26 protein-coding genes and 1 pseudogene are annotated in these 24,639 nt (G+C 41.1%); 20 read left to right on the top strand and 7 right to left on the bottom strand.

What is annotated here, in order from left to right; all coding sequences use genetic code 11:
• Nucleotides 1-18: 18 nt before the first annotated feature.
• Both NSB03_RS00925 and rsmH read right to left on the bottom strand, forming a co-directional pair.
• Entirely contained in the window at nt 19-384 is a 366-nt protein-coding gene (locus NSB03_RS00925) for an FtsL-like putative cell division protein (RefSeq protein WP_024986119.1), read from the bottom strand.
• Nucleotides 385-390: 6 nt separating this feature from the next.
• Nucleotides 391-1,305: a 16S rRNA (cytosine(1402)-N(4))-methyltransferase RsmH gene (rsmH, locus tag NSB03_RS00920; RefSeq protein WP_024986120.1), complete on the bottom strand. Its 915-nt coding sequence runs from the start codon at nt 1,303-1,305 to the stop codon at nt 391-393.
• A 538-nt stretch (nt 1,306-1,843) separates the two neighbouring features.
• Here rsmH and NSB03_RS00915 point away from each other — a divergent pair.
• The 5 genes from NSB03_RS00915 to NSB03_RS00895 all read left to right on the top strand — a co-directional run bounded on the left by NSB03_RS00915 (nt 1,844) and on the right by NSB03_RS00895 (nt 4,301).
• A complete protein-coding gene (locus tag NSB03_RS00915; RefSeq protein ID WP_242357393.1) occupies nt 1,844-2,293 on the top strand; it encodes an O-antigen ligase family protein in 450 nt (149 codons plus the stop codon).
• 21 nt (nt 2,294-2,314) lie between these two features.
• On the top strand, nt 2,315-2,512 hold the full coding sequence (locus tag NSB03_RS00910; RefSeq protein ID WP_024986123.1) for a hypothetical protein: 198 nt from the start codon (nt 2,315-2,317) through the stop codon (nt 2,510-2,512).
• 102 nt (nt 2,513-2,614) lie between these two features.
• The gene (locus NSB03_RS00905) at nt 2,615-3,250 is read left to right on the top strand and encodes a peptidase M76 family protein (RefSeq protein ID WP_024986124.1); all 636 of its coding nucleotides are present in this window, start codon (nt 2,615-2,617) and stop codon (nt 3,248-3,250) included.
• Entirely contained in the window at nt 3,247-3,780 is a 534-nt protein-coding gene (locus NSB03_RS00900; protein WP_121765470.1) for a DUF5043 domain-containing protein, read from the top strand. The genes NSB03_RS00905 and NSB03_RS00900 overlap by 4 nt, the downstream gene beginning before the upstream one ends.
• Before the next feature lie 56 nt (nt 3,781-3,836).
• Complete coding sequence (locus NSB03_RS00895) at nt 3,837-4,301, top strand: hypothetical protein (protein ID WP_128824198.1); 465 nt, start codon at nt 3,837-3,839, stop codon at nt 4,299-4,301.
• A gap of 151 nt (nt 4,302-4,452) precedes the next feature.
• On the opposite strand, the gene NSB03_RS00890 is transcribed toward NSB03_RS00895, so the two are convergent.
• The gene (locus tag NSB03_RS00890) at nt 4,453-4,956 is read right to left on the bottom strand and encodes an RNA polymerase sigma factor (RefSeq protein WP_024986125.1); all 504 of its coding nucleotides are present in this window, start codon (nt 4,954-4,956) and stop codon (nt 4,453-4,455) included.
• 258 nt (nt 4,957-5,214) lie between these two features.
• On the opposite strand from NSB03_RS00890, the gene glsA reads away from it, so the two are divergent.
• Together glsA and glsB are read left to right on the top strand one after the other, a co-directional pair.
• Nucleotides 5,215-6,033: a lyso-glycine lipid O-acyltransferase GlsA gene (glsA, locus tag NSB03_RS00885; RefSeq protein WP_024986126.1), complete on the top strand. Its 819-nt coding sequence runs from the start codon at nt 5,215-5,217 to the stop codon at nt 6,031-6,033.
• A 26-nt stretch (nt 6,034-6,059) separates the two neighbouring features.
• Nucleotides 6,060-7,073, top strand: coding sequence for a glycine N(alpha)-acyltransferase GlsB (gene glsB / locus NSB03_RS00880; protein ID WP_024986127.1), 1,014 nt, complete (start codon nt 6,060-6,062; stop codon nt 7,071-7,073).
• On the opposite strand, the gene NSB03_RS00875 is transcribed toward glsB, so the two are convergent.
• Complete coding sequence (locus NSB03_RS00875) at nt 7,045-8,391, bottom strand: deoxyguanosinetriphosphate triphosphohydrolase (protein ID WP_024986128.1); 1,347 nt, start codon at nt 8,389-8,391, stop codon at nt 7,045-7,047. The genes glsB and NSB03_RS00875 overlap by 29 nt on opposite strands.
• Before the next feature lie 124 nt (nt 8,392-8,515).
• Here NSB03_RS00875 and dut point away from each other — a divergent pair, with 124 nt between their 5' ends.
• The 4 genes from dut to NSB03_RS00855 are packed head-to-tail and all read left to right on the top strand — an operon-like array spanning nt 8,516 to nt 12,605.
• On the top strand, nt 8,516-8,947 hold the full coding sequence (gene dut / locus NSB03_RS00870) for a dUTP diphosphatase (protein WP_121765467.1): 432 nt from the start codon (nt 8,516-8,518) through the stop codon (nt 8,945-8,947).
• Between the two features lie 24 nt (nt 8,948-8,971).
• A complete protein-coding gene (locus NSB03_RS00865; protein ID WP_024986129.1) occupies nt 8,972-10,744 on the top strand; it encodes a tetratricopeptide repeat protein in 1,773 nt (590 codons plus the stop codon).
• On the top strand, nt 10,741-11,307 hold the full coding sequence (gene lolB1, locus NSB03_RS00860; protein WP_136014393.1) for a lipoprotein insertase outer membrane protein LolB1: 567 nt from the start codon (nt 10,741-10,743) through the stop codon (nt 11,305-11,307). Before NSB03_RS00865 ends, lolB1 begins: the two co-directional genes overlap by 4 nt.
• Nucleotides 11,304-12,605, top strand: a complete 1,302-nt coding sequence (locus tag NSB03_RS00855; RefSeq protein WP_024986130.1) for a murein hydrolase activator EnvC family protein — start codon at nt 11,304-11,306, stop codon at nt 12,603-12,605. Before lolB1 ends, NSB03_RS00855 begins: the two co-directional genes overlap by 4 nt.
• Nucleotides 12,606-12,731: 126 nt before the next feature.
• On the opposite strand, the pseudogene NSB03_RS00850 reads toward NSB03_RS00855, so the two are convergent.
• Nucleotides 12,732-13,001 (bottom strand): annotated as a pseudogene (locus NSB03_RS00850) (DUF3874 domain-containing protein); the annotation flags it as partial.
• 272 nt (nt 13,002-13,273) lie between these two features.
• On the opposite strand from NSB03_RS00850, the gene NSB03_RS00845 reads away from it, so the two are divergent.
• A complete protein-coding gene (locus NSB03_RS00845) occupies nt 13,274-13,909 on the top strand; it encodes an HU family DNA-binding protein (protein WP_024986132.1) in 636 nt (211 codons plus the stop codon).
• 221 nt (nt 13,910-14,130) lie between these two features.
• Entirely contained in the window at nt 14,131-14,931 is an 801-nt protein-coding gene (locus NSB03_RS00840; protein WP_024986133.1) for a hypothetical protein, read from the top strand.
• Between the two features lie 275 nt (nt 14,932-15,206).
• On the opposite strand, the gene NSB03_RS00835 is transcribed toward NSB03_RS00840, so the two are convergent.
• Entirely contained in the window at nt 15,207-15,914 is a 708-nt protein-coding gene (locus NSB03_RS00835; protein WP_128824200.1) for a hypothetical protein, read from the bottom strand.
• A 499-nt stretch (nt 15,915-16,413) separates the two neighbouring features.
• Here NSB03_RS00835 and NSB03_RS00830 point away from each other — a divergent pair, with 499 nt between their 5' ends.
• From NSB03_RS00830 to NSB03_RS00800, 7 genes are all read left to right on the top strand, one after another.
• On the top strand, nt 16,414-16,782 hold the full coding sequence (locus NSB03_RS00830) for a DUF1573 domain-containing protein (RefSeq protein WP_024986136.1): 369 nt from the start codon (nt 16,414-16,416) through the stop codon (nt 16,780-16,782).
• Nucleotides 16,783-16,831: 49 nt separating this feature from the next.
• On the top strand, nt 16,832-17,839 hold the full coding sequence (locus NSB03_RS00825; RefSeq protein WP_024986137.1) for an Ig-like domain-containing protein: 1,008 nt from the start codon (nt 16,832-16,834) through the stop codon (nt 17,837-17,839).
• 91 nt (nt 17,840-17,930) lie between these two features.
• Nucleotides 17,931-18,461, top strand: a complete 531-nt coding sequence (locus NSB03_RS00820) for a hypothetical protein (protein WP_257466146.1) — start codon at nt 17,931-17,933, stop codon at nt 18,459-18,461.
• Between the two features lie 4 nt (nt 18,462-18,465).
• Nucleotides 18,466-18,981, top strand: coding sequence for a hypothetical protein (locus NSB03_RS00815; RefSeq protein WP_257466145.1), 516 nt, complete (start codon nt 18,466-18,468; stop codon nt 18,979-18,981).
• A gap of 76 nt (nt 18,982-19,057) precedes the next feature.
• Nucleotides 19,058-19,729, top strand: a complete 672-nt coding sequence (locus NSB03_RS00810) for a TlpA family protein disulfide reductase (protein ID WP_024986139.1) — start codon at nt 19,058-19,060, stop codon at nt 19,727-19,729.
• A 201-nt stretch (nt 19,730-19,930) separates the two neighbouring features.
• Nucleotides 19,931-21,334, top strand: a complete 1,404-nt coding sequence (locus NSB03_RS00805) for an O-antigen ligase family protein (protein ID WP_257466144.1) — start codon at nt 19,931-19,933, stop codon at nt 21,332-21,334.
• 31 nt (nt 21,335-21,365) lie between these two features.
• Nucleotides 21,366-23,447 (top strand): hypothetical protein, encoded by a 2,082-nt coding sequence (locus NSB03_RS00800; RefSeq protein ID WP_257466143.1) that lies wholly within the window; start codon nt 21,366-21,368, stop codon nt 23,445-23,447.
• Nucleotides 23,448-23,533: 86 nt separating this feature from the next.
• On the opposite strand, the gene NSB03_RS00795 is transcribed toward NSB03_RS00800, so the two are convergent.
• Nucleotides 23,534-24,601, bottom strand: a complete 1,068-nt coding sequence (locus tag NSB03_RS00795) for a M20 family metallo-hydrolase (RefSeq protein ID WP_024986144.1) — start codon at nt 24,599-24,601, stop codon at nt 23,534-23,536.
• Nucleotides 24,602-24,639 lie beyond the last annotated feature (38 nt).

Below are 24,639 nucleotides of genomic sequence, written 5' to 3'. Positions count from 1 at the left end.
CAATTTTCTATTCTCTACTTATTTAATAAGGTAAGGGGGATTGGTCGATGTCTGCAAATCACTTTCCTTACTTGATATATATTCCTCGATGCGCGACTGGCGGCTCTTCTCCATCAGTTCCGAGCTGCGTGTCAGTGCGTCATACTTAATATCTATCAGTTCCTTTTTCAAACGGTCTATCTCAATCTGCTGCTGCTGGCTGGCATAGCGGTTGTGGATGTAGAAGATGATGAACACCATGATAAGCACCAGTAGTTTGGTCTGGCGACGGAAAAAGTCGGTGGCCAGAATGTCTCCACCCAGGATGCTTTTCAGCGAAGTGCGTTTTTTCTTCTTGCCCTCTTCTGCCTTCTTGTTTACTGCTTCTTCTTTTTCTTTTTCCATTTTCTCTTATTTCTTTTCTGCAATTCGTAACTTGGCGCTTCTCGACCGCGGGTTTCTTTCTATTTCTGCCTGGTCGGGCACAATCACCTTATTGTTGACAAGGCGGAAAGGCGTTTGCAGGTTGCCGAAGAAGTCTGTCTCTGCCTTGCCCTCCACGTTGCCTGTCTTCATGATGTTCTTCACCATGCGGTCTTCCAGTGAGTGATAAGTGATAACTACCAGTCTGCCACCTGGTTTTAACGCTTCGGTTGCCGCGAGCAGCATCTCTTTCAGCGCTTCCATCTCCTGGTTCACTTCAATCCGCAATGCCTGGAATACCTTTGCAAGTTCTTTCTTCTCCCGTTCACGGCCGAAAAGCGGTTTGATGATTTCCAGAAACTCTCCGATAGTACGGATGGGCTGTCCGTTTCGGGCTTTGACAATGACAGAAGCCAGTTTGCGGCTGTTTTTAAGTTCTCCATACAGGTAGAGAATGTTTGCGAGACGCTCTTCTTCGTACGTGTTTACGATGTCTGCCGCCGTAACTCCTGCACGCTTGTTCATACGCATATCCAGTTCTCCGTCGAAACGGAAAGAGAAGCCGCGTTCGCTGTCATCAAAGTGGTGGGAAGACACACCGAGGTCGGCGAGAATCGCATCTACCTGTTCGATGTCGTGATAGCGCAGGAAATTGTGCAGGTAGCGGAAGTTGCTGCGCACAAAGATGAAATGCGGGTCGTTGACAATATTCCGCTCGGCATCCTCGTCCTGGTCGAATCCCAGGAGGCGTCCGCCTTCGCCGAGCCGTGAAAGAATCTCGCGCGAATGTCCCGCTCCTCCGAATGTAACGTCTACATACGTTCCGTCCGGCTGGATATTCATCCCGTCGACGCTTTCTTTGAGTAACACCGGAACGTGATATATCAGTTCGTCTTTTTCCATCTTGTCTTTTTCCATCCTTCTTTGTCTCTTAAAAAAACATCTCACTACCTTATTATAAAAAGTGGCTGTAAAAGTATGAAATTCCCCACAATTCCCCGTCATTTCCCATTGAAAACTTTCGGAGAAGTTTTCAACAGATTGTTAAATGCTTATTGCTTGAAAATGAAGATGCTTCGTAGATGCTTTGCAGGCGGGATGCCGTGGCTTATTCGTTTAATCGCTGGAGTTTGGTTGTTGCCTGTCTAGGAACTGTTTGTTTTCATGCGGTCGACTATTCGTCTGACTATAGTTAGACGAAACGTTAACTATAGTCAGACGAATACTTGTTCGCAATGCGGGAGGTAGGGAATAGGCTTCGGGAAAATAGATTTTGCCTGAGAAACGGCTAATTCGTCGCGGTGGCGGGACGGGGCAGTGGGATGGACGATGCTGATGTATACTTTTTGAAATAAAAAAGAGTGGCGTATGTGGTTTGTTATGAATGTTTTATTATATTTGTGACCGTAAGGAATATCTAATACTTGAAAACATGAGGACGTTGAAGAATATAGTTTCTTTGTCTGTCGGCATTCTTATATTGAGTCTGCCGTTCAATCCTATGAAAGATATTCCTGATAAAATCCATCTATCGTTTCTGTTTGTATGCATATTCTTGTCGGGTATTGCAGGAATATCAGCAACTTGTCTGCCTGCGAAGGAAGCAGGCTCACGGCTGACCGTTGTAGACTTGTGGGTTGCCGGATGCTGTTCGGCGTGGATAGCCGTGATGGTCGTTGTCGTATTTTCCGCCTGCAAACGCTTTGATATTCCTTTGCGGTGGAAAATGGCAGGATGTGTTGTGCTTGTGTTGTTCATGGGGTGGCTGTATCATTTTAAGGCTGCTTCTGCCGACGGCAGGTTGCTGATTTGGAAAGTCACTATGCAGATGGTGAAAGAAAAGCCTCTTGCCGGTTTCGGGTCTCATGGATTCAGGGCTGAGGAATCTTGATTTCCGGAAGAGGGAGTGCGTATGCAAGAGGAGATAAAGACTCGTGGATGGGAAATGCAGAGAGTATGTTACACGGAATTTGTTTACGTGGAATACAATGATTGTAAAGGATTTACCTATGAAGACCCGGAATATGGATTAGGCTTCGGTACAGAATGTCGTAAAGTGGGAAAATGGGAGCCGGTGGAACGTTGTCACGACGAACTTGTTTATGTATAGGAACCGTGGTATCCCGGTCCCGGTGAAGGTGGTGGTAACGGCGGCGGTAATGGAGGTAATGGTGGCTATGTACCTATTCCCCCAGAAGGAGGCACTCAACCTATGACTGCTCCTAACGCAAGAAAAATTTTTTCCGGCGATTTAACAGAAGAACAATGGAAGAAACTGGAAAATATGCTAAAGAAGATAATAAATGATTGTATGGGAGAAGGATTGTATAAAGAATTATCTAAAATATTTAATAGCAATAACAAAATTAGCTTTAATTTTTCAGATAAAGAAAAAGGTGCTAAATATTCTCCTATAAATAATGTTATTACTTTTAATCCTAATATGGAAAGTGGAACTTTGTTGCATGAAATGATGCACGCGTATCAATACAAACAAAAAAATGATGTTGATATTTGGAGAAATCAGACAATAAACTCGGAAATAGAATCACATTATACACAATATCTTTATTATTGTAGAGATACTGTTTCATATAATGAAAGCGATTGGATAAAAGGGAAAATTAGAGGAGATAAACGTATGTTATCAACGGAAAAATTGGAATACTATATTGATAAAAAAGGGAACTTTTATGGAGATTCTATTAATTTTGAAATATATTGGGATTATACTCTCCTTAATTGTTTTAAAACATATCCAGGGTATGAGAATTATAAATATACCCCTTATGAAGATAGAATGGTTAATTTTAACAACTTAAGAAAAATAACAGAAAATTGCATATGAAGACTATTACAATATTATTTATACAATTATTCATGGTATTATTTGCTTCTGCGCAAACAAGATATTATGATAAAACTAAGACGTTTTACGAAAATGGTTACACCTATCAGAGCGATCAACTTGGTATGGTAACTTTGTATAACAAAGAGAATAAATTTACATATGTAGATCAGATTGATAGGTATACCGGGAAATACATATCCATTGAAGAAAACATGAGTGATCAATTGGAAAAAGATAGTTGGACAAAGCCCAAATGTATTTCTATTGTTAATAGTTGTTTTTCGGATACAGAGAAAAACCGTGTAAGAGAAACATTCATATTTATTACGATGTATATTAATCCGGATAATGGAAGTGTAGCAGAAGTTGAATTTAGTTTTCCGTGTACTAATCCATTTGCGACTATTCCTGTTTCTGTTTATCGTAAAATTGAATTAGGTTTGAAAAAAGAGATACGATTTGTTCCTACGGAGGAGGGTAAAAGACGAAATTACATTCTTGTGTATTGGAAGCATCATGTAAAATGATAGGTAAGTTGATGGGGGACTCGAAAGTCCCCTCATTGAAAAATGTTTTTATAGTTATGAAATTAAAAACAAAAAATAAGACTCTTTTCTTTGTTCTTGCATGGTTACTGATGATTGGCTGTACAAGCGAAATGGACAAACGTGTGGAAACCATTTTAGCAATTTCCGGTCCAAACAGAAGTGAGTTGGAAACAGTATTGCAGCATTATCGGCACGAACCTCAGAAACTGAAGGCTGCAAAGTTTCTGATAGCCAATATGCGCTATCATCATTCGCCTTACTCGGTAAGGAACTCTCAGCAACATCCTTTGCTGGATTCATTGACGAATCTTGCCGATTCGCTTCTTTATGGACTCGTTGTGGAAAACCCCGATAGCTTGTATAGCCGGAAGGGATTTGAACTTGTCTTGAAATTCAGAGTAAGCGATGGAGAAAAGATATTGGAACAGCCGACAACGGTATTGTGCCGGGCAATCGGTATGAATTGTATGGCTGGAGTAATGGAAAATGGAAGAAAATAACCAGTCAGCAGGCTGTATACCACTATATAACAGCGGAAGTCCCACCCGGGTCGCTCCTATGGCTCAGAAACCTGACCGAAGGTAAGGAAGAACTTCCGTTTTATATAAATGGCAACGGAGAGCAGATTTTTATTTATCGGTAAGAACCGGTTCAACGGAAATCCTTCAACTCTTCCTGCAACTTCTGCCGGGTGAAGAAGATACGGCTTTTCACTGTTCCCAACGGAAGCTCCAGTTTATCTGCGATTTCACGGTATTTGAACCCCGACATGTGCATCGAAAACGGAATGCGGTACTCTTTCGGAAGGTTGTTTACCACCCGGTGCATCTCTTTCAGGTCGTACGCCCTGTCTGTACTCTCCACGCTTGCGTCTTGTGGCAGATTCAGATGGTATAAGTTGTCGGTCTGGTCGACAAATGTCTGGTCGCGAACCACCTTGCGGTAGTTGTTGATGAATATATTGCGCATGATAGTGTACATCCAGCCTTTGAAGTTTGTATCGGGCGTGTATTTATCTTCATTATCCAATGCTTTCAATGAGGTTTCCTGCAACAAATCATTTGCTTCTTCGCGGTCGGTTGTCAGTTTGTAGGCGAAGCGAAGTAGTTCATCCTGTACTTCTACTAAATCTTTTCTGAAGCTTAAACTTTTCATATACGTTGCTTTTAAATGGTGAATATTCGTTCGTTAATTTCGATGGTGCAAGTTTACGGGGATTTTTGAGAACCGGACGGGGAGAATCCGGCTAAATAACACCTGAAAACTGTCTGCAGACAGTTTTCATGTGTTATTTGATAGTTTTCGGGTGTTGTTTTCGGGGGCTTATGAGCTTAAATCCTGCATTTTCTACTAATTTATTGCAAATAATAAAAAAGAACCGCTAATTTTGTAGCATCATTTTATTTGAAAAGAATGACAGATGACTCTTTATTTTTGATTGATGTCGATAAAATTCTTCGGACCAAAGCGCCGAAGCAATACAAGTACATCCCTAAGTTTGTGATTTCTTATCTGAAGAAAATAGTTCATCAGGATGAGATTAATGTGTTTTTGGATGAGTCGAAAGATAAGGTCGGAGTCGACTTCCTCGAAGCGTGTCTGGACTTTCTGGATGCGAAGGTAGAGGTGAAAGGACTCGAAAATCTTCCCAAAGACGGTTTGTACACCTTTGTCTCCAATCATCCGTTGGGCGGACAGGACGGTGTGGCGCTGGGCTACGTGCTGGGACGTCATTATGACGGGAAGGTGAAATACCTGGTCAACGACTTGCTGATGAACCTGCGCGGATTGGCTCCGCTCTGCATACCTATTAATAAGACAGGCAAGCAGTCGAAAGATTTCCCTAAGATGGTGGAAGCCGGATTCAACTCCGACGACCAGCTTATCATGTTCCCCGCCGGGCTCTGTTCGCGCCGGCAGGAGGGAGTGATTCGCGACCTGGAATGGAAAAAGACATTTATAGTAAAGAGCATACAAGCAAAACGCGACGTGATACCGGTGCACTTCGGGGGCAGAAACTCCGATTTCTTCTACAATCTGGCAAATATCTGCAAGGCACTGGGCATTAAGTTCAACATCGCCATGTTGTATCTTGCGGATGAGATGTTTAAGAACCGCCACAAAACCTTTACCGTCACCTTTGGCAAGCCGATACCCTGGCAGACTTTCGACAAATCGAAAACACCGGTACAATGGGCGGAATACGTAAAGGACATTGTATATAAACTGTAATTGATAGAACAACTATAACAAGAAATATGGAAGAGATTATCAAACCGATAAGCAAAGAACTGCTGAAGGCTGAATTGACGGAAGACAGACGCTTACGAATGACCAATAAGAGTAATAACCAGATTTACATTATTACTCATCAGAATGCACCCAATGTGATGAAAGAGATTGGACGTTTGCGCGAAATTGCTTTCCGGGCTGCCGGCGGAGGAACCGGGCTGTCGATGGATATAGACGAATACGACACAATGGAGCATCCCTACAAGCAGCTCATTGTGTGGAACCCGGAAGCCGAAGAGATTTTAGGCGGCTACCGCTATCTGCTTGGGACGGACGTGCGTTTCGACGAAAAAGGCGCTCCGATTCTTGCCACTTCCCATATGTTCGATTTCTCGGATACTTTTATTGAAAAATATTTGCCGCAGACGATAGAGTTGGGACGTTCGTTTGTGACGCTTGAATATCAGTCTACCCGTGCCGGAAGCAAGGGGCTGTTTGCGCTGGACAACCTATGGGACGGATTGGGAGCATTGACCGTGATTATGCCGAACGTGAAGTACTTCTTCGGAAAGGTGACAATGTATCCCAGCTACCACCGCCGCGGCCGTGATATGATTCTTTATTTCCTTAAGAAACATTTCCACGATAAGGAAAGGCTCGTCACGCCGATGGAGCCTTTGGTATTGGAGACTCCGGAAGAGGAGTTGCGGGCATTGTTCTGTAAGGACAGCTTTAAGGAAGATTACAAAATCCTGAATTGTGAGATTCGCAAACTGGGCTATAACATTCCGCCGCTGGTGAACGCTTATATGAGCCTGAGTCCTACGATGCGTATGTTTGGCACAGCCATCAACTATGAATTCGGTGATGTGGAAGAGACCGGAATCCTGATTGCCGTGGATGAAATACTGGAGGATAAGCGAATCCGGCACATCCAGACGTTTATAGAAAGCCATCCGGATGCGCTGAAAATCCCTTTTGAGGATGATGAAGCGTTTACTCCTAAGGTTGTTACACCGCAGGCAGACTGTTGCCGTTAATCTTGCGGTAGAGGTCGAGGGCAAAGACGTCGGTCATTCCCGAAATATAATCAAGTACCGCCTGTATTCTTTCATAGAGTGCAGGCGCTTTTATATTATACTGGCTGGAAACCCGGTTAATCAGAAGCTCGGAGTAAGCCTTTTCGGGTGAGGTCACGGCGTCTACCATCAGATCGAGCAGCGTGCTGATGACACGGAATCCGGCCAATTCAATGTCCAGCACGTCTCGCGAACGGTAAATCTTCTTCAAAGAAATTTCGGAGCAGTGCATGTAAGCTCCTGCCGGACGCTCGGAAATGTGCTTGACAAGCGTCCCTTCGAAGGTGCCGGACAATATCTCCTGCTCATGTTCCAAAAACACGCGGGTGCATTCACGAATCAATAATCCGATTACGGAAGAACGCAGATAAGCGATTTGCTCGTTCGTGTCATTGACAATCCGGAAAGTCTTTCGGAGATGCTCCTGCCGTTTCTCGTCGAAATATGCCATTAGCAACTCTTTCGTCTCCTCGGTAGTGAGTATTTTCAATTTATGGGCATCTTCGATATCCATCATCTGGTAACAGATATCATCGGCGGCTTCTACCAGATAGACCAGCGGGTGGCGTGCATACTTTAACGGGTGCTCGTTCAGCAATGTCAGTCCCAGCTCCGTCGCAATCTTATGAAAACTGTCTTCTTCGCTGACGAAGAACCCGAATTTAGACTTTTTGCCGGCAAGGCTCGATGAAAAGGGGTATTTTACAATGGAAGCCAACGTTGTATATGTCAGGACGAAGCCGCCTTTCCGACGTCCTTCGAACTGGTGGGTCAAGATGCGGAATGCATTCGCATTGCCTTCGAAATGTGTCAAATCTTCCCATTCCATCGCAGAAAGTTGCTCTCCGTCCGGTTGCTTCTCTTTCAGGCGCAGACCTTTCCCCTCGGAGAAAAAGGTGGATATGGCCCGTTCGCCGGAATGACCGAAAGGAGGGTTTCCCAAGTCATGCGCCAGGCAAGCGGCGGATACGATAGAACCAATCTCCGGCAGGAAAGATTCCTGAAGTTCCGGTTGGCGTTGCAGGATAGCTTTGGCAACATCGTTGCCCAAGGAACGGCCGACGCAGGAGACTTCGAGACTATGCGTGAGCCGGTTGTGTACAAAGACGCTGCCCGGCAGAGGAAATACCTGCGTCTTATTCTGTAATCTGCGGAAAGGCGCGGAGAAAATAAGTCGGTCATAATCCCGTTGAAATTCGGAGCGGTTTTCCTGACGTTCTTCGTGGAATTCTTCCATCCCGAAACGTTTAGCTGATATTAATTGGTTCCAATTCATCATTTTATTTACGATTTGACTATTTACGATTTACAATTTGGAGAACGGTACATTATTTAACTGCAAACTTAACTATTTTTCAGTTCAAAATGTGTATTTTCGCCCGTTAAATAGTAAACATGCACTTATGAATATTCAAGTTATCAATAAATCGAAGCATCCGCTTCCGGCTTATGCCACCGAATTGTCCGCAGGAATGGACATCCGCGCTAACCTTTCCGAACCTATCACACTGGAACCATTGCAACGTTGCCTGGTGCCGACAGGATTATATATAGCTCTCCCGAAGGGATTTGAAGCACAAATCCGTCCCCGTAGCGGTCTGGCTATCAAGAAAGGAATTTCCGTACTTAATTCTCCGGGGACGATTGACGCGGATTATCGGGGGGAAATCTGCATTATCCTAATCAATCTCTCTTCCGAAACTTTTGTGATTGAAGATGGCGAACGTATCGCCCAAATGGTGATAGCGAAGCATGAGCAACCGACATGGCAGGAAGTGGAAGTGCTGGATGAAACAGAACGGGGAGCCGGTGGTTTCGGTCATACCGGAGTATGATGAATGCTTAATTAAAAAAATGAAATGAAGATAAAAATAGGATGGCTGCTGGTCTCGGTATGGGTCTTGACCTCGTGCGGGACGGCACGTACAGGGCGTACGGCGAAGTCTGCAAAGGATGAGGGGGCTTCTTCCCCGATAGGAAAGACTTATGTAACGGCGGAGCAACAGCGGAAGTATGACTATTTCTTTCTGGAAGCCATGCGGATGAAGGAGAAGAAGGAATATGACGCGGCTTTCGGCTTGTTGCAGCATTGTCTGGATATTAATCCGGGTGCTTCTTCTGCGCTTTACGAAGTTTCCCAGTATTACATGTTCCTTCGCCAGGTTCCGCAAGGTCAGGCGGCTCTGGAGCAAGCGGTGGCCTATGCTCCCGACAATTATTGGTATAGCCAGGGGTTGGTCAATCTGTATCAGCAGCAGAATGAACTGGATAAAGCGGTCGTTTTGCTCGAGAAGATGGTCACCCGTTTTCCGACGAAGCAGGAACCTTTGTTCAGCCTGCTTGATATTTATAGCCGTCAGGAAAAATATAACGATGTGATTTCCACACTGAATCGCTTGGAGAAGCGTTTGGGCAAGAACGAACAGTTGTCTATGGAGAAATTCCGCATTTATCTCCAGATGAAAGATGACAAGAAGGCGTTTCAGGAAATCGAGAGCCTGGTGCAGGAATATCCGATGGATATGCGGTATCAGGTGATTTTGGGAGATGTATATCTTCAGAATGGCAAGAAAGAGGAAGCCTACGAGACATATCAGAAGGTGTTGGCGGCAGAGCCGGACAACCCGATGGCTCTCTTCTCGATGGCTTCTTATTATGAACAGACCGGACAAAAGGAATTGCACCAACAGCAACTGGATACACTGCTGCTGAACAAGAAGGTGACTCCTGATACGAAAATCAATGTCATGCGTCAGATAATTGTGGAAAATGAACAGTCATCGGCTAAAGACAGTACCCAAGTGATTGCTTTGTTTGACCGGATGATGAAGCAGGAACAGGATGACCCGCAAGTCCCGATGCTTTATGCGCAGTATCTGCTGTCGAAGAATATGGAGCAGGAAGCCGTCCCGGTGTTGGAACAAGTGGTTGACTTAGACCCGGCTAACAAGGCTGCCCGCTTGATGCTGGTCAGTGCCGCTGTGAAAAAAGAAGATTATAAACAGATTATAAAAGTTTGTGAGCCGGGTATCGAGGCTACTCCGGATGCTTTGGGATTGTATTATTATCTGGCAATTGCCTATCATCAGGCGGAACAGACTGACAGCGTATTGACTGTTTGCAACAGAGCACTGAAACACGTGACACCCGATACGAGAAAAGAAGTTGTATCGGATTTCTATTCGATAATGGGGGATATTTACCACACAAAGAACCAGATGGCAGAGGCTTATGCTGCCTATGACTCGGCTTTGGTGTACAATCCTTCCAATATCGGCGCGTTGAATAATTACGCTTATTACTTGTCTGTGGAACGCCGTGATTTGGACAAGGCGGAAGAAATGAGTTACAAAACTGTAAAGGCGGAACCCAATAACTCCACTTATCTCGACACGTATGCCTGGATTCTTTTTGAAAAGGGGAATTATGCCGAGGCACGTATCTACATTGATAATGCGATGAAGAGCGACGGCGAGAAAAGCGATGTGATAGTGGAACATTGCGGGGATATTTATTTTATGACCGGTGATGTGGAAGGTGCGTTGAAATACTGGAAACAGGCGCTCGAAATGGGCAGTGAGTCGAAAACATTGAAACGGAAAATAGAGAAGAAGAAATATATTGCAGAATGAGAAGATTTGTATATCTATTGCTGGTGGTAGTCGTATTGGCAGGTTGTAAGAGTTCGAAGCGTCTGGCGACTTCGGAAACAAAGGCTCCCGTATCCGGCTATCTGGCTTCCAAACTTCAACTGACCATTCCCAATAAAGGGGGGGGGAGCATGTCCGTGGGGGGAACGATGAAGATGAAAACCCACGAACGTGTACAAGTCTCTTTGTTGATGCCTATCTTGCGTACGGAAGTAGCGCGTATCGAAATCACTCCCGATGAAGTATTGCTGGTAGACCGGATGAACAGGAGATTTGTCCGTGCGACGAAAGAAGAACTGAAAGGGATGTTACCAAAGAACGCGGAGTTCTCCCGTCTGGAAAAGATATTGATGGATGCGTCCCTGCCCGGTGGAAAGACGGAACTGACGGGAAAAGATATAGGCATTCCTTCGTTGGAAAAGGCCAAAGTCCAACTTTATGAGTTTTCTACGAAAGAATTCTCCATGACTCCGACCGAACTTACCGCCAAATACCGGCAAGTTCCTTTGGAAGAATTAGTAAAAATGCTGATGGCTTTGTTATGATGAAACGTCTCTTTGTTATTCTAATCAGTTGCCTATGGTTGGCAGTTCCACTTTCCGCCCAGTCGAATAAATTGATTCGCGAGTTGGAAAGCAGGCGCGGTGCTCTGCAAAAGCAGATAGCCGAGTCGGAATCTATATTGAAGGATACAAAGAAGGATGTAGGCAGCCAACTGAATAGCTTGGCGGCATTGACCGGGCAGATTGAGGAACGGAAACGTTATATTCTGGCTATCAATAATGACGTGGAAGCCATCGAACGTGAATTGAACACCTTGGAGCGTCAGTTGCGGGCATTGGAGAAAGACTTGAAAGATAAAAAGAGGAAATATGAAGCTTCCGTCCAATACTTGTACAAGAATAAATCGATAGAGGAGAAATTAATGTTCATCTTCTCTGCCAAGAACTTGGGACAGACTTACCGCCGTATGCGTTACGTGCGTGAGTATGCCACTTACCAACGTTTGCAGGGTGAAGAGATTCTGAAGAAGCAGGAGCAGATACGCAAGAAAAAAGCAGAACGCCAACAGGTGAAAGCAGCCAAGGAGAATCTGCTGAAAGAGCGTGAAGGCGAAAAGGTGAAACTGGAAGCTCAGGAAAAAGAAAAACGGACACTGGTAGCCAATCTGCAAAAGAAACAGAAAGGCCTTCAGAACGAGATTAATAAGAAACGCAAAGAGGCAAACCAACTGAATGCCCGTATCGACAAACTCATTGCCGAGGAAATAGAACGCGCCCGCAAGCGTGCCCAGGAGGAAGCCCGCCGTGAAGCGGCTGCACGTAAGAAGGCAGAAGGCAGCCAGTCTTCCGGAACGGGGACAGCAGCAAAAACAAACTCAAAACCTCTGGAAGCTTACACCATGAGCAAGGCGGACCGGGAACTGTCCGGCAACTTTGCCGCCAACCGTGGGAAACTTCCCATGCCTATCTCCGGTGCTTATATCATCACCAGCCATTACGGACAATATGCAGTGGAAGGGCTGCGTAATGTGAAACTGGATAATAAAGGAATAGACATTCAGGGAAAACCCGGAGCGCAGGCGCGTGCCATCTTCGATGGTAAAGTAGCAGCCGTATTCCAGTTGAACGGATTATTCAATGTACTTATCCGTCACGGCAACTATATTTCCGTTTATTGTAACCTTTCGTCGGCCTCTGTGAAAACCGGTGATACGGTGAAAACGAAGCAATCCATAGGACAAGTCTTCTCCGACGGGACGGATAATGGACGGACAGTATTGCACTTCCAGTTGCGGCGGGAAAAAGAGAAACTGAATCCGGAGCCTTGGCTCAACCGATAAAATAGATGACTGTTTCTAACCTTGATAATTTCCCTCCCCATCTATCTCTTTTTCACTCCTTTCACTTTTTTGGTAAACTATTATTTTCCAATCTCTTATGGGTGAATCCTTTCTCTGCTTGGGGCTTTATGCCGCTTTCAACGGTTTCACCAGATATACATTCCCATATTTGGTATGTTTGCGGGTGACTCCCGCTGCGAGCAGCACTTGTGCAAATGTAGCCGGATTACTTCCGCGCATGGCAGCCGGGTTATACATTTTCAGTCTCCTGAATATGTCCGAAGCCGAAAGCCGTTCACTTCCTTCTTCATCGTCTCCGGCCATCCGGTAGCAGGCATGAAAGACTTCTTCCGCCGGACAAGGATGATAAAAGGCGGTGTTGTGGCGTTGCAATTCTACAATAGGACGATACCGGTTTGCAAGTATTTCTCAATAAAAAAAGATATTTTTTCCTTAACGGAAGATATCTGCTTCTTATCACCCTTTTCACTATTATTTATCGTATCTTTGCCTTAGATTTATCAATGATTCACTAGTGTGGTTTAATTAAATGACTAAAGTTGTTTAATTGAATAACAGTAGTAGTTTGAATGAACCACGGTAGTGGTTCGTTGGTAATTCTAAAGGTTTTGCATGAAAAGTATTCATTATAAAGACGTTAAATGCTTATGGCTATACTTTACGATTGGTATGAGAATCCCGGTGAATCCGATGATTCGGAAGAGAAAGGCTTGCACCCCCGCATTTTTTTGAATGGAAAGCTGGGGATGGACAAATTGTGCCGGATGATTCACAACCGCAGTTCCCTTTCTGTGGGTGATGTGAAAAATGCGTTCGAGATGCTTGCCCAAATCTGTGGTGAGGAACTGCGCGAAGGACGTGAAGTGCATATCGAAGGGCTCGGCTATTTTGCCCCTATCTTGAGGAGCACGGAGAAAGTGACTCGTAGCACAAAGAACAAATCATCGAAAATGGAATTGAAAACAATCGGTTTCCGTCCCGATGCCCGTCTGAAGGGTGAGCTTAGAGGTGTCAAGGTTAGCCGGAGCAACTATGCGCGCCATTCGGAATCTCTGTCGGAAGTAGAGATAGATATGCGGTTGAAGGAGTATTTTGCCGAGCATGATGTAATGCTCCGTTATGATTTTCAGGAAGTGTGCTGCATGACGCGGACTACGGCGAACCGTCATCTCCGACGATTGCAGGACGAAGGGAAATTGCGGAATATAGGTAAACGCATGCAACCGATTTATGTACCTGCGGCAGGGTATTACGGGGTGTCGCGCGAATTGGTGCGGCGATAAGTGGTGAAAGCACTGTGAGGCGACTTTTACAGCATCGCTTTCACCCGCTTTCCTGCTTCGGATAGAGGTTTCGGGAAAAAGGTGAAAGCGATGAAGGGACAGTGGCTTTGTTGGGTAATCCGGGACTTTTTCGTTTTATGAAAAGAATATTGAAGATGATTATCAATGTGAATATTCTTTTCGCTATATTTGTGATTCAAGAATACAAGATAAAATGAGTGATGAAATTTCCGACTTATCCTTTTAAGCAATTACTGTCAGGCGGCTTGCTTTGCTGTTTGATTCTACTGGCAGCTTATATATTTCAGGCCTTTTTCCCCGGAATGTATGTTGATGCATTCTCGTCTTCGATGCATTTATTGATGTGGCTGATTCTTTTTGTGGGGGCGTTATTGTGGACATTTCGTGCAAAGGGAGAACGTATTGGTATTTCTGAAGTGATAGACTGGCAGTTCATTGCTGCTTTTATTTTGATTACGGCAGATGAAATTTATATGATTATGCCGAGGGAGATTCATATGGAAATAGCACCTGTGTTGTCGGAGTATACTATTCCTGTGTTGGTCGTTATTGGTATAATGGTAGCCGCTACAATAAAAGTCTCTATTACATTGTATCAGAAGTTGGCGGATGAACGGCGGCAGGCTGTTCTTCAAACTCAAAAAATGCAGCAATTACTTGATTCTCCACCAACTGGACAGAAGGACATTGTTCTCCTTCGCAAACTTATTGAAAATCGGTCTATCGCTCAATTTTCTGCCAAAGACTATATTTTGCTGATAGAAGAATGCCGGATGATTGATTCCGAATTCTTTGTTTGGTTGAAGAAACAAGGCTGTCAACTTCCACCGCGGGATATTGTACTCTGTGTGTTAATCCGGATGTATAAGACTAAAGATGAAATACTATCTATATTTTGTATTACTGACGGGACGTATCGTACGATGAAGTCTCGTGCCCGAAAGCGTTTAGGTGCTGGCGACGAGGAACTGGAATCTTTTCTGCAAACAGCGCTAAAATAATAACTTTTGTAAAGTGCCTGCCAGTCGTATAAATGTATCAATAATAGTCAAACTCCCACCCATGATGATATAATAGAACCACACTCTTTTATTAGAGTATGGTTCTTGTGGAAATATACTGATAGCTCCTGCTACAAGTGCTATGCGTGCAAGAAGTTCGAAAAAGATAATGAGGAAATCTTGAAATGTGTAGTTTAGGTTGTCAATAAAGCAATCTAGATAACACATTGCAATGCTGGTAAGCCACATTACATTATTTAGAACTATATATATAATTATTTTCCTATACATTCTTCGTATGCTCTATCAGACGCTCTTTTGCATCTTTCATAGTTAGCTAATGCTTGCGTGTAACAATAATTATTTGTAGAAGACTCTTGTTTACATTTTATAATGGCATTATCATAATCCGCTTTTGCCTGTGCATAGGCTGCTTGTCTTTTTGCTTCACAACTATTAGCATCTCCGCCTTCAGTGCGTGTTTTTATGAGTGTTTTACCTGTAGATTCATGGCTCTCGGCATACTGTCTGAACAGTGATATACGTTCATCTTCGCTTAGTCTGGAGAATCCGGTGTGTAGAAGCAAGTTTTCCTTAGCTTCATTCATCTGTTGAAGTTCTTTTTCTAAATTCGCTTTTCTGATAAACTCTTCCATGTAATCATCATCGTTCAAGTTTTCCATGAGTTTGTCATGCTCTTCTTCACTCAGAGTTGAAGTGTAAGCCTGAAACTTGTCTGCTAAGAGTCTACTATTCCTTTCAAATTCCCAAAATTCATCAGAAATAGCAATAGAGTCGATAAGTGAATTTGTATTATTTATTATGTTTGATGAAAGCGCTGATTTTCGGGGTATCCCGTTTTCTTCTATTTGTAGTTCATCAGAATAGTATTCGTCCGTGCTACAGCTATGAATAATAAAGATAGTCGCTAATCCAAAGGCAAGCGTCATTGCATAATACAAAAAATGTCTTTTCTTTCTCATGATTATTAAGTGTTTTATTTAATTCTGAGAACAAAGTAACGAAAAACGGATTAATTCTAAAAATAATCTTGATACAAAAAAAGGGGAATATTTAGTATATGCACATCTGTTGTGTTACAATGTGGCGTTGAATAAAGAGGGAAAACGTCATGAGAGTTCTTTCTAAACTAGTATATTAACTTTATAAGTGTAACATTAATGAGCAGCAGTAATGTTTTCGATCTTGTAGATACTCATTTTGATTCTAAGGAAGAATTGGAATCTATTTGAACTGTTACAATATAGAGGAAATATAAGAAAAAAACTGTGATATATCTCTCTACAGGCTTTAGTACCTCTTGAAACAGTGTAACACCCTATTGTATTGCCTTAAAATGGTTCCTATCTTTACAAAGAAATTATATGAGTTTAGTTACCTAATATCTATCAATGTATGAAACCTTTTTTTATAGTAGTAATTACTATCTTTTTATGTAGTTGCATTAATGGTCAAAGGTCTATGGAAAATGCATCAATATCTAAAGTAGATTATGATAAAAAATATCCTATCATCTCGTTCGAGGTAAATGAGATAGATTTGGGAACTATTAATAAAGGGGAGAATGAGTATGTTAGTACTTTTTTTGAATTTACTAATACAGGAGAAAAACCTCTAGTGATAACTAAAATAGATGTGTCTTGTGGATGCATTGAAACTGATTATGTCAAAACTCCGATAATGAAAGGAGAATCGAGTAAAATAAAAGTTGTTTTGAATCTAAATAGGATATCAGGATATTTTCACAAGAAAATTTATCTTATCTCTAATGCTGAAGATACTTATGAGGAACTCTTGATAAAAGGAAGCGTGAAAAAGGATACACTATAGTTTTATTGCCAAATATATTATTATGAAATTGATACAAAGAAATTGTTTAATGACAATATTAGTCATAATATTTATTTTTGTGGGGTGCTCTTCTAGACATTTAGAAGTTCTTTATAATGGAAACTTCCATGAGGCTCAACAAATTGCCATGAACAGAAGTGAGAACTTTTGTATAGTTCTTTTAGATACATCCAATTTGACCTCTAAAATATATAAGGAACGTTTGGTAAAGAATCATATTAAAACTGTATTTAATATGATAGATATCCGTTTACCCCAAAATTGTTGGTATGGGCAATGGCTCTATTCAATTTCAGATCCTATTACATGTATTTTCTCTCCCTCTGGTAATTTAATAGATATTATACCCGGAGCATCTCGTAAATGCTTTGATTGTATAGAACAAGTTGTTAAAACGGGAAAAATGTGCAGAGAGTTAGCGTATTATAATAATTTTGATATGGATAAAGAACAACTAATTCCATTGTTGAATAGTGTTCTCTTATGTAAATTAGACTTTGAACAAGGACTGAATATTGAACTTCGAATTAACAAATTGCTGGACTCCATAAATTATCCTTATATAGCTTATTTGAAGATGATGAATTTAGCTAAACATAGCAAACATGAAGCAGCTCAATTGGTAGCTAAACAGTTATTGGCTTTTGATAATGATTTGGAACTTGAGATTTATCCAGAACTTTTTATTGCAGCAAAAGGTGTCATTGATTCTTGTTATAATTCAAAAGTTGAACCTGTATTAGAATGTGTAACATTTATCGAATTGGGCGATTGTGAGAGAGGGGTTGCTAAGCCATTTAAAATTAAAATATTAAATTCGGGTAATACTCCTCTAGAAATTAAAGAAATTCAACTTAGCTGCTCTTGTGTAAAACTTATAGGAGATGAAATGTATACTATTCTTCCAAAAGAATCTCAGTATGTCAATTTTGAATTTACTGCTGATAAAGATGAAAAAGTAGAACGATATCTTATTTTAAAATCTAATAGCATTTATCCTATGCATAAAATAAGGATTGTTGCAAATAGTTCATAAATTAAAGGAAAGGAGGCTTTATGTATTAAATGGTTTATTATGCGATGAAGATAGATTCAGAATGTATATTAAAATGATTAATTCGATAAAAATGAAGAAAATAATAATTCTATTAAACGTCAGCTTGTTTGTTATTATGCTAGTTTTTAGTAGCTGTAATTCAGATGAATATTCATATGAAGGTGAGACTTCAGTAAAAGAAAAGAATTTGAACCTACAAGCTCCCAGTGGTGAATATATTGCCAAAAATATAAAAAGATTGAAAGAACTGTTATCCCCTATTATTGAGGAAGATAATTGGGAAAATAAGGACTTTGAAATAGTAAGTATTCAGTACGATTCATTGGAAGCTGGTTTTTGTGCTGAAATTGAATATGTAACTGAAGATGGAATAGAAAGTAACATAATTCTTGTGAAAAAAGAGACAACCTCTGGCCCGAAGATAAAGACTAGAACAGAAGGAGGCTCTGAAGATGGGTATGAAAGCTATAGCTGTAAAAAAAGAAGTAATAATAAATGTAAGAAGTGTCGAGTCATAAATGACAAGGAACATGGTCAAGTACGCTGTGCGTGTGATGATGGACTTGTGGAAGGCTGCGCTTTATATGAATATAAATATTAAGAATATGAGAAATAAACTACTATTAATAATAGCAATATTAGGATTTACATTTGGAAGTTGTGATAAAGAGTCGGATGAACTTGTAGATAATGGTAATACATCAATAAACTTGACAGCTCCTAATGGTCAAAGAATCGCTGCAACAATTGAAGTACTGACTAATTTAGTAACTGAGGTAATAGAGGAAAAGTATGGTGAAAATAAAGATGTAGAGATTAATGATGTGATTTATTATGATACAGATCAAGGATTTATTGCTGAAATTAGATACATGACATACGATGGACATTCGAGTAATTTGATAATGAGTAATGTAACATTGGATGGAAGTTTAGGTATGAAAAAAGTCAAAACACGAGGCGAAGTCGGAATTACGGATGGCTTAACAATATATTCGTGTAAAAACGAAGATAAAAATAAATGCCCTGATTGCGAGATTGCTAAAACCCAAGAAGGGGTCAAATGTTTTTGTTCAAAAGGTGATAGAAGTGTTTGTAAAGTACAAAAAACACAAAAGTGATTTTTTTAGAATAATTTGTTATGTAACTGACTCAAACATCGTTTGATTCAGTTACATACTATAAAACCTTTGAAATATGAAACTATTTTTTTTCCTTTTGCCATTCCTTTTCGTGGGTGTTTGCCATGCCCAAAAGGTAACTCGTGTTAATAGTAATCGGGTTACCGTAGAAGGCGACACGATTATATATTTTGATGCAGAGCAAAGACCTATAACAAAACAGGCGCATTCTGACTCTTTAGAAACGGGTAAATATATCCTTTCTATCAAAGGAACGGATGAAATAACGGAAATTCACTTAACTTATAAACATCCTAAGCTTGAGACATTAATTGGTAAGACGCTTCCTCGGATTGATTTTGTTGATATGAGTGGAAAGCCCGTTAAAATGGATGAATCTGATATTACGGTTATATGTTTTTGGAACAGGCATTGTCGCCCTTGTATACGGGAACTTACAGCTTTAGATATACTTGCCGAAGATTATCCGGATATTCGATTTGTTGCACTGACGCCCGATTCTAGTGGAGAAGTAAAAAGGTTGATGGGGAGATTGAACCTGAAGTGGGAAAATATAATTGTTGTTCCTGGTTATAAAGACGAATTTGATGATATATTACATATTTATGTATATCCCTCAAATGTTATTATTGATAAAAACAGAATTATCCAAGGAGCAACAGTCGGAGGTGATACACGGAAACTTTTGAGATCATTGGAAAGATTGAGTGGAGCTTCTAAAAAATGATTGTTGGAAATAGGTAACATGATAAGAATATCTCATTGTCTGTTTGCTATATTGTGTTTAGGCAGTCTCTTTGTCTATTCACGACAATTTACGGATTCATATATTGTTCCTAAATGGTGCTTCGTTGTGTTTGCGCTATTAGTGGTGTTAGTATATGAAGCTGTTAACCTATTGTTTGGTAGGTGGAATAAGCAGTCTGAGATGGGGAAATCAGTGTATGGCTTTGTTATTGTTGTCTCTTGTTTTTTGCAGGCAATATTCGGAGTAGTTCAGTTTTTCGGTTTCTTTCAGGTATCTACTACTTTTGGGGTTACAGGGAGTTTTGACAATCCTGCGGGCTTTGCGGCATGTCTATGTGCAGGCTTCCCTTTTGCAGGATTCTTATTGTCGGATAAGAATAAATATATCAGGTATGTAGGATGGATGACAGGATTCGTAATTGCAGTAGCTGTGGTTCTGTCACAATCAAGAGCTGGTATTATGAGCATTGCCTTTATCTGTCTTATTCTTTTGAATATGAAGTTCTTTCATAAAAGATGGATGAAATGTCTTTCTTTAGTATGTTTCGCTTTATTATTGTCAGGATGTTACTGGATGAAAAAAGACTCTGCTGACGGTAGGTTACTTATTTGGCGATGCAGCGCAGATATGATAAAAGATGCGCCGTGGTTTGGTCACGGGGTAGGTAGTTTTGAAGCTCGTTATATGGATTATCAGGCAGGTTATTTCCGGCAACACGGGGAGAACCATTATTCTATGTTAGCTGATAATGTAAAACATCCTTTTAATGAATATGTGGGAGTTCTCCTGAATTTTGGATTTGTGGGCTTGTTAGTGATACTTGCAATGATAACTTTGATAACGTACTGTTATAAAACACACCCTTGTCTGGAGAAACGGATAGCTCTTTATTCCCTTATATCAATAGGTATATTTTCATTCTTCTCCTATCCGTTCACATATCCTTTTACGTGGATTGTTACGCTCTTGTGCATTGTCATCCTTACAAGGGAATATATTACAGAGATTCTTGCTCGTTCGATGATAAAAAATGTCATATGTATCTTTATTCTTCTTTGTTCACTTGGAGGTGTTTACAAATTGGTAGAGCGTGTAATGGCAGAAAAGGAATGGGGAAAGGTATCAGGACTTGCACTTTATGGAGTGTCCGGAAAAACTCTTCCGGCCTATGTGGGGTTAGAGAGGGAATTTGAGAATAATCCGTATTTTCTTTATAATTATGCAGCTATACTTCTGGAGAATAAGCAATATGAAGAGAGTCTGAAAGTAGCGTTGAAATGCCGTAAATATTGGGCGGATTATGATTTGGAACTTATGATAGGTGAAAACTATCAGGAGTTGGATAAGCATGAGTTGGCGGAGAAGTATTATGATAATGCATCTATGATGTGTCCTTCCCGTTTCCTGCCTCTTCATAAGTTGTTCTATTTATATAAGGATGTGGGCAACCGGGAGCGTATGCTTGATGTTGCCAAGTCAATTATAGATAAACCAATGAAAATTAAAACTTCAACTATCCGAATGATGAAGAGAGAGATGAAAAGAGAACAAACGAGATTGTTGACAGAAGAGAATTTTGAATGATTGAAGATTCATATTATAAATAGTATTGAATATGATAAAGAATAGCCTTGTTATTACTTTTTTTCTGTTTCTGTTGTCAGGCTGTGCGAGTGAAGTAGACAAGCGTGTTGATACCGTTTTGTCAATATCTGGGGCGAACAGGACTGAGTTGGAAACGGTTTTGAAGCATTATAAGCATGAACCTCAAAAATTGAAAGCCGCAAAGTTTTTAATTGCGAATATGCGGTATCATCGTTCGTATTATTCCATAAGGAATCCGCGGCAACATCCGTTGTTGGATTCACTGACAAAAGCCGCGGATTCTCTTTTCTATCATTCAGTGTATATGGCTACTGATAGTTTTCATAATGAGAATATACAAAAATTGATAGATAGTGTTCGCATTGGATTCAGAATACAGAATGATGTCAGAGTTTCGGAGCAATCTGTCAAAATATTCTGGAAAGAAGATTATGATTTTAATTGGATTACAGCCAAGCAATTAATCAATCATATAGATCATGTCTTTGAATGGAAGAGGCAGATGAATAGTGTACGAAGATTATCTACAGAGGATTTTTATGAGTATGTTCTTCCTTATCGAAGTATTCCCGATAACTCATTGACTGATTTTTCAGATATTTATTTTGCTTTTATGGATAAATATTTGAAGGACATTGATAAAGATTCCGTGCAGAATGTGGTTCAGCGATATAATTTCGTAATAAATCAGTTGTGCAAATTTTTCCCGTTATATCCTTATGAAGAAGAAATAGGTTATCAGGAACTGTTTTTTTATGGCTTTCATGACTGCATCCCGATTGCAAGTTATGGTGTGTCTATATTGAGGGCTTGTGGTATACCTGCTGCTGTGGAGTTTAATGCATGTTATAAACAGTTTCAGGGAAGGCATTATCATGGAGTAGTATTGGATAAAAATGGAAATTGGCTGGCGTTTAATCCGGAATCGTCAATACCGACTAGCGACAATAGTTCTTTTGATACGAAAGACATACTGAATATTTATCGTTTTATGTTTTCAGAACAAAAAGATACGCCTTTCTTTATGGAGAAGAATGGTGAATATGTCCCGGACATTTTTGATTCTCCATTTCTGAAAGATGTTACTTCGCATTTGTTGAAGACCATTCCTTTGATTCTTCCTTATCGGGAAACCGGAAATAATAATCTGGCATATCTTGCCGCTTTTAATAGTGGAGTGCCTTCCGGCATCATTCCTGTAACTTGGGGGAAAATAAACCGTACGAAGCAGAATGTCACTTTCTCGTCCGTAATTCCGGATAGATACTATTTCCCTGTTTACTATTCACCATTTGGCAAGTCATTCTCTTTTGGAGAACCTTTCTATCTGGACAAAGGTGGGAAGATAATAAAGTCTCATATAGAAGGAAAGGCTGATGATGTGACATTGCTTCGTAAGTTCCCTATGAAGCAAGGATTGGTGGATAAGGCGGTAAAATTGATTGGAACGGTAATTCAGGCAAGTAATGACCCCGGTTTTCAGCCCTGTGATACAGTCGGGATAATAGCGGATACACTACAACCTTATTTTCAGGATATAAAACTTGACATGAATAAAGGACCTTATCAATATTATCAGATAAAGACAACAGATGAATATCCACATGCTGCCCTGTCCGAACTGGAATTTATAACTGACATCCGATATGGATATGAGAATGTCATTGCGGCATCTCCTTTGCCGATACTGTCATCTGGGGATACTTTATCAGAAGATAAAACTGAAGTCCGACTAATGGATGAACCTTTGGAACGGATTAAATGGAAGGCCGAATACGACGGTAATCCGCAAACATCTCCGGAGCCTTACCCGACTATACGTTTCATGTTGAAGAAACCTCAATTTGTTACAAAGATACGGATGATGCCATTGAATGCTGACAATGGTATTATAGCGGGTAATCAATATGAATTGTTTTGTTGGAATAATGGCGAATGGAAGAAAATCCTGAGTGAACGGGCTAGATATAATTATATTACGGTCAGTATTCCATCCGGTTCACTTTTATGGCTCAGAAACCTGACGGGAGGAAAAGAAGAACTTCCATTTTATGTGGATAGTGATGGGCTACAGAAATTTATCTATCCTTAATTATGTTTGAAATATGGGGATAATATTGAGAGATAGTGTATGTGATATATTAGTAGATTGAATTTTAGAACATGAATGGGCTTCTGTTAAATCAGAAGCCCGTCCAATAACTCCAGATAGATTCCGATAGCTTCCTCTATCTCTTTCAGCATGATATATTCCTCTGCCGTGTGCGAGCGTGAAGAGCGTCCCGGCCCTATTTTCACCGATGGAAAGGACATTAATGCCTGGTCGGACAGGGTAGGAGAGCCGAATGGAGCACATCCTATTTTTATAGCCCTTTGAACGAACGGATGCTTCTCGTCAATTCGTGAAGAGTTGAGACGATACGAACGAGCCTTGGCATCGCAAGTGATATGTTTCTTGATTTCGGCAAATAGTTCTTCATTGGAATAAAGCTCATTGCTACGAATATCGACAACGAAAGTGCATTTATCGGGAACAACATTATGTTGCGTACCTGCATTGATTACAGTGACACTCATTTTCACAGCACCCAGCAGTGGGGATTCTTTCTCAAAATGATAATCACGGAACCAGGCGATATCATCCAATACCTTATATATGGCATTATCTCCTTCATTGCGTGCCGCATGTCCGGCTTTCCCTGTCGCGGTCACGTCTAAAACCATTAATCCTTTTTCGGCAATGGCAGGCTGCATCTCCGTAGGTTCGCCTACGATGGCGAATGAAACGGGCGGAAGCCCCGGCAATACACTTTCAATTCCGTCTTTTCCCGAAACTTCTTCTTCGCAGGAAGCGAGATAAATCAGATTATACTTCTGCGAAGTACGACATAGTTGCAGGAACACCTGTAACAGAGAGACAACGCTGGCACCGGCATCATTGCTTCCCAAACCGTACAGTTTGCCGTTTTCTTCCCGCGGAGTGAACGGGTCTTTCCGCCAGCCGTTCACCGGCTTTACCGTGTCTATGTGGGAGTTAAGCAGGATAGTCGGCTTCTTCAGGTCGAACATCGGGCTGAGACACCATACATTGTTTCCCTTGCGTCCGGTCTGCATACCTTCCATTTCGATATAATTTTGCAGAAAGTCTGCTGCCTGAGTCTCTTCCCGGCTGATGGAAGGTATACTAATCAATGATTTAAGCAGGCTTACAGCCTCGGTTGCCATATACGGAATATCATATTTCATAGTTGGATATACTGCTTTAGCGTTGTGATTCAGATGTT

The sequence above is a fragment of the Bacteroides acidifaciens genome (assembly GCF_024623065.1).
Taxonomy (GTDB): domain Bacteria; phylum Bacteroidota; class Bacteroidia; order Bacteroidales; family Bacteroidaceae; genus Bacteroides; species Bacteroides acidifaciens.
Note: the sequence above shows the minus strand (reverse complement) of the source record. Positions and strands in the feature narration are given on the sequence as shown.

Coding starts and splice junctions, on each gene's coding strand:
- dut (WP_121765467.1), top strand. CDS start 8,516: ATGAATATTCAAGTTATCAATAAATCGAAGCATCCGCTTCCGGCTTAT.
- NSB03_RS00925 (WP_024986119.1), bottom strand. CDS start 384: ATGGAAAAAGAAAAAGAAGAAGCAGTAAACAAGAAGGCAGAAGAGGGC.
- rsmH (WP_024986120.1), bottom strand. CDS start 1,305: ATGGAAAAAGACGAACTGATATATCACGTTCCGGTGTTACTCAAAGAA.
- NSB03_RS00805 (WP_257466144.1), top strand. CDS start 19,931: ATGGGGAAATCAGTGTATGGCTTTGTTATTGTTGTCTCTTGTTTTTTG.
- NSB03_RS00840 (WP_024986133.1), top strand. CDS start 14,131: ATGAAATTTCCGACTTATCCTTTTAAGCAATTACTGTCAGGCGGCTTG.
- NSB03_RS00815 (WP_257466145.1), top strand. CDS start 18,466: ATGAGAAATAAACTACTATTAATAATAGCAATATTAGGATTTACATTT.
- NSB03_RS00820 (WP_257466146.1), top strand. CDS start 17,931: ATGAAGAAAATAATAATTCTATTAAACGTCAGCTTGTTTGTTATTATG.
- NSB03_RS00890 (WP_024986125.1), bottom strand. CDS start 4,956: ATGAAAAGTTTAAGCTTCAGAAAAGATTTAGTAGAAGTACAGGATGAA.
- NSB03_RS00910 (WP_024986123.1), top strand. CDS start 2,315: ATGCAAGAGGAGATAAAGACTCGTGGATGGGAAATGCAGAGAGTATGT.
- NSB03_RS00835 (WP_128824200.1), bottom strand. CDS start 15,914: ATGAGAAAGAAAAGACATTTTTTGTATTATGCAATGACGCTTGCCTTT.
- NSB03_RS00875 (WP_024986128.1), bottom strand. CDS start 8,391: ATGATGAATTGGAACCAATTAATATCAGCTAAACGTTTCGGGATGGAA.
- NSB03_RS00865 (WP_024986129.1), top strand. CDS start 8,972: ATGAAGATAAAAATAGGATGGCTGCTGGTCTCGGTATGGGTCTTGACC.
- NSB03_RS00855 (WP_024986130.1), top strand. CDS start 11,304: ATGATGAAACGTCTCTTTGTTATTCTAATCAGTTGCCTATGGTTGGCA.
- glsA (WP_024986126.1), top strand. CDS start 5,215: ATGACAGATGACTCTTTATTTTTGATTGATGTCGATAAAATTCTTCGG.
- NSB03_RS00905 (WP_024986124.1), top strand. CDS start 2,615: ATGACTGCTCCTAACGCAAGAAAAATTTTTTCCGGCGATTTAACAGAA.
- NSB03_RS00895 (WP_128824198.1), top strand. CDS start 3,837: ATGAAATTAAAAACAAAAAATAAGACTCTTTTCTTTGTTCTTGCATGG.
- NSB03_RS00795 (WP_024986144.1), bottom strand. CDS start 24,601: ATGAAATATGATATTCCGTATATGGCAACCGAGGCTGTAAGCCTGCTT.
- NSB03_RS00900 (WP_121765470.1), top strand. CDS start 3,247: ATGAAGACTATTACAATATTATTTATACAATTATTCATGGTATTATTT.
- glsB (WP_024986127.1), top strand. CDS start 6,060: ATGGAAGAGATTATCAAACCGATAAGCAAAGAACTGCTGAAGGCTGAA.
- lolB1 (WP_136014393.1), top strand. CDS start 10,741: ATGAGAAGATTTGTATATCTATTGCTGGTGGTAGTCGTATTGGCAGGT.
- NSB03_RS00800 (WP_257466143.1), top strand. CDS start 21,366: ATGATAAAGAATAGCCTTGTTATTACTTTTTTTCTGTTTCTGTTGTCA.
- NSB03_RS00825 (WP_024986137.1), top strand. CDS start 16,832: ATGACAATATTAGTCATAATATTTATTTTTGTGGGGTGCTCTTCTAGA.
- NSB03_RS00830 (WP_024986136.1), top strand. CDS start 16,414: ATGGAAAATGCATCAATATCTAAAGTAGATTATGATAAAAAATATCCT.
- NSB03_RS00810 (WP_024986139.1), top strand. CDS start 19,058: ATGAAACTATTTTTTTTCCTTTTGCCATTCCTTTTCGTGGGTGTTTGC.
- NSB03_RS00845 (WP_024986132.1), top strand. CDS start 13,274: ATGGCTATACTTTACGATTGGTATGAGAATCCCGGTGAATCCGATGAT.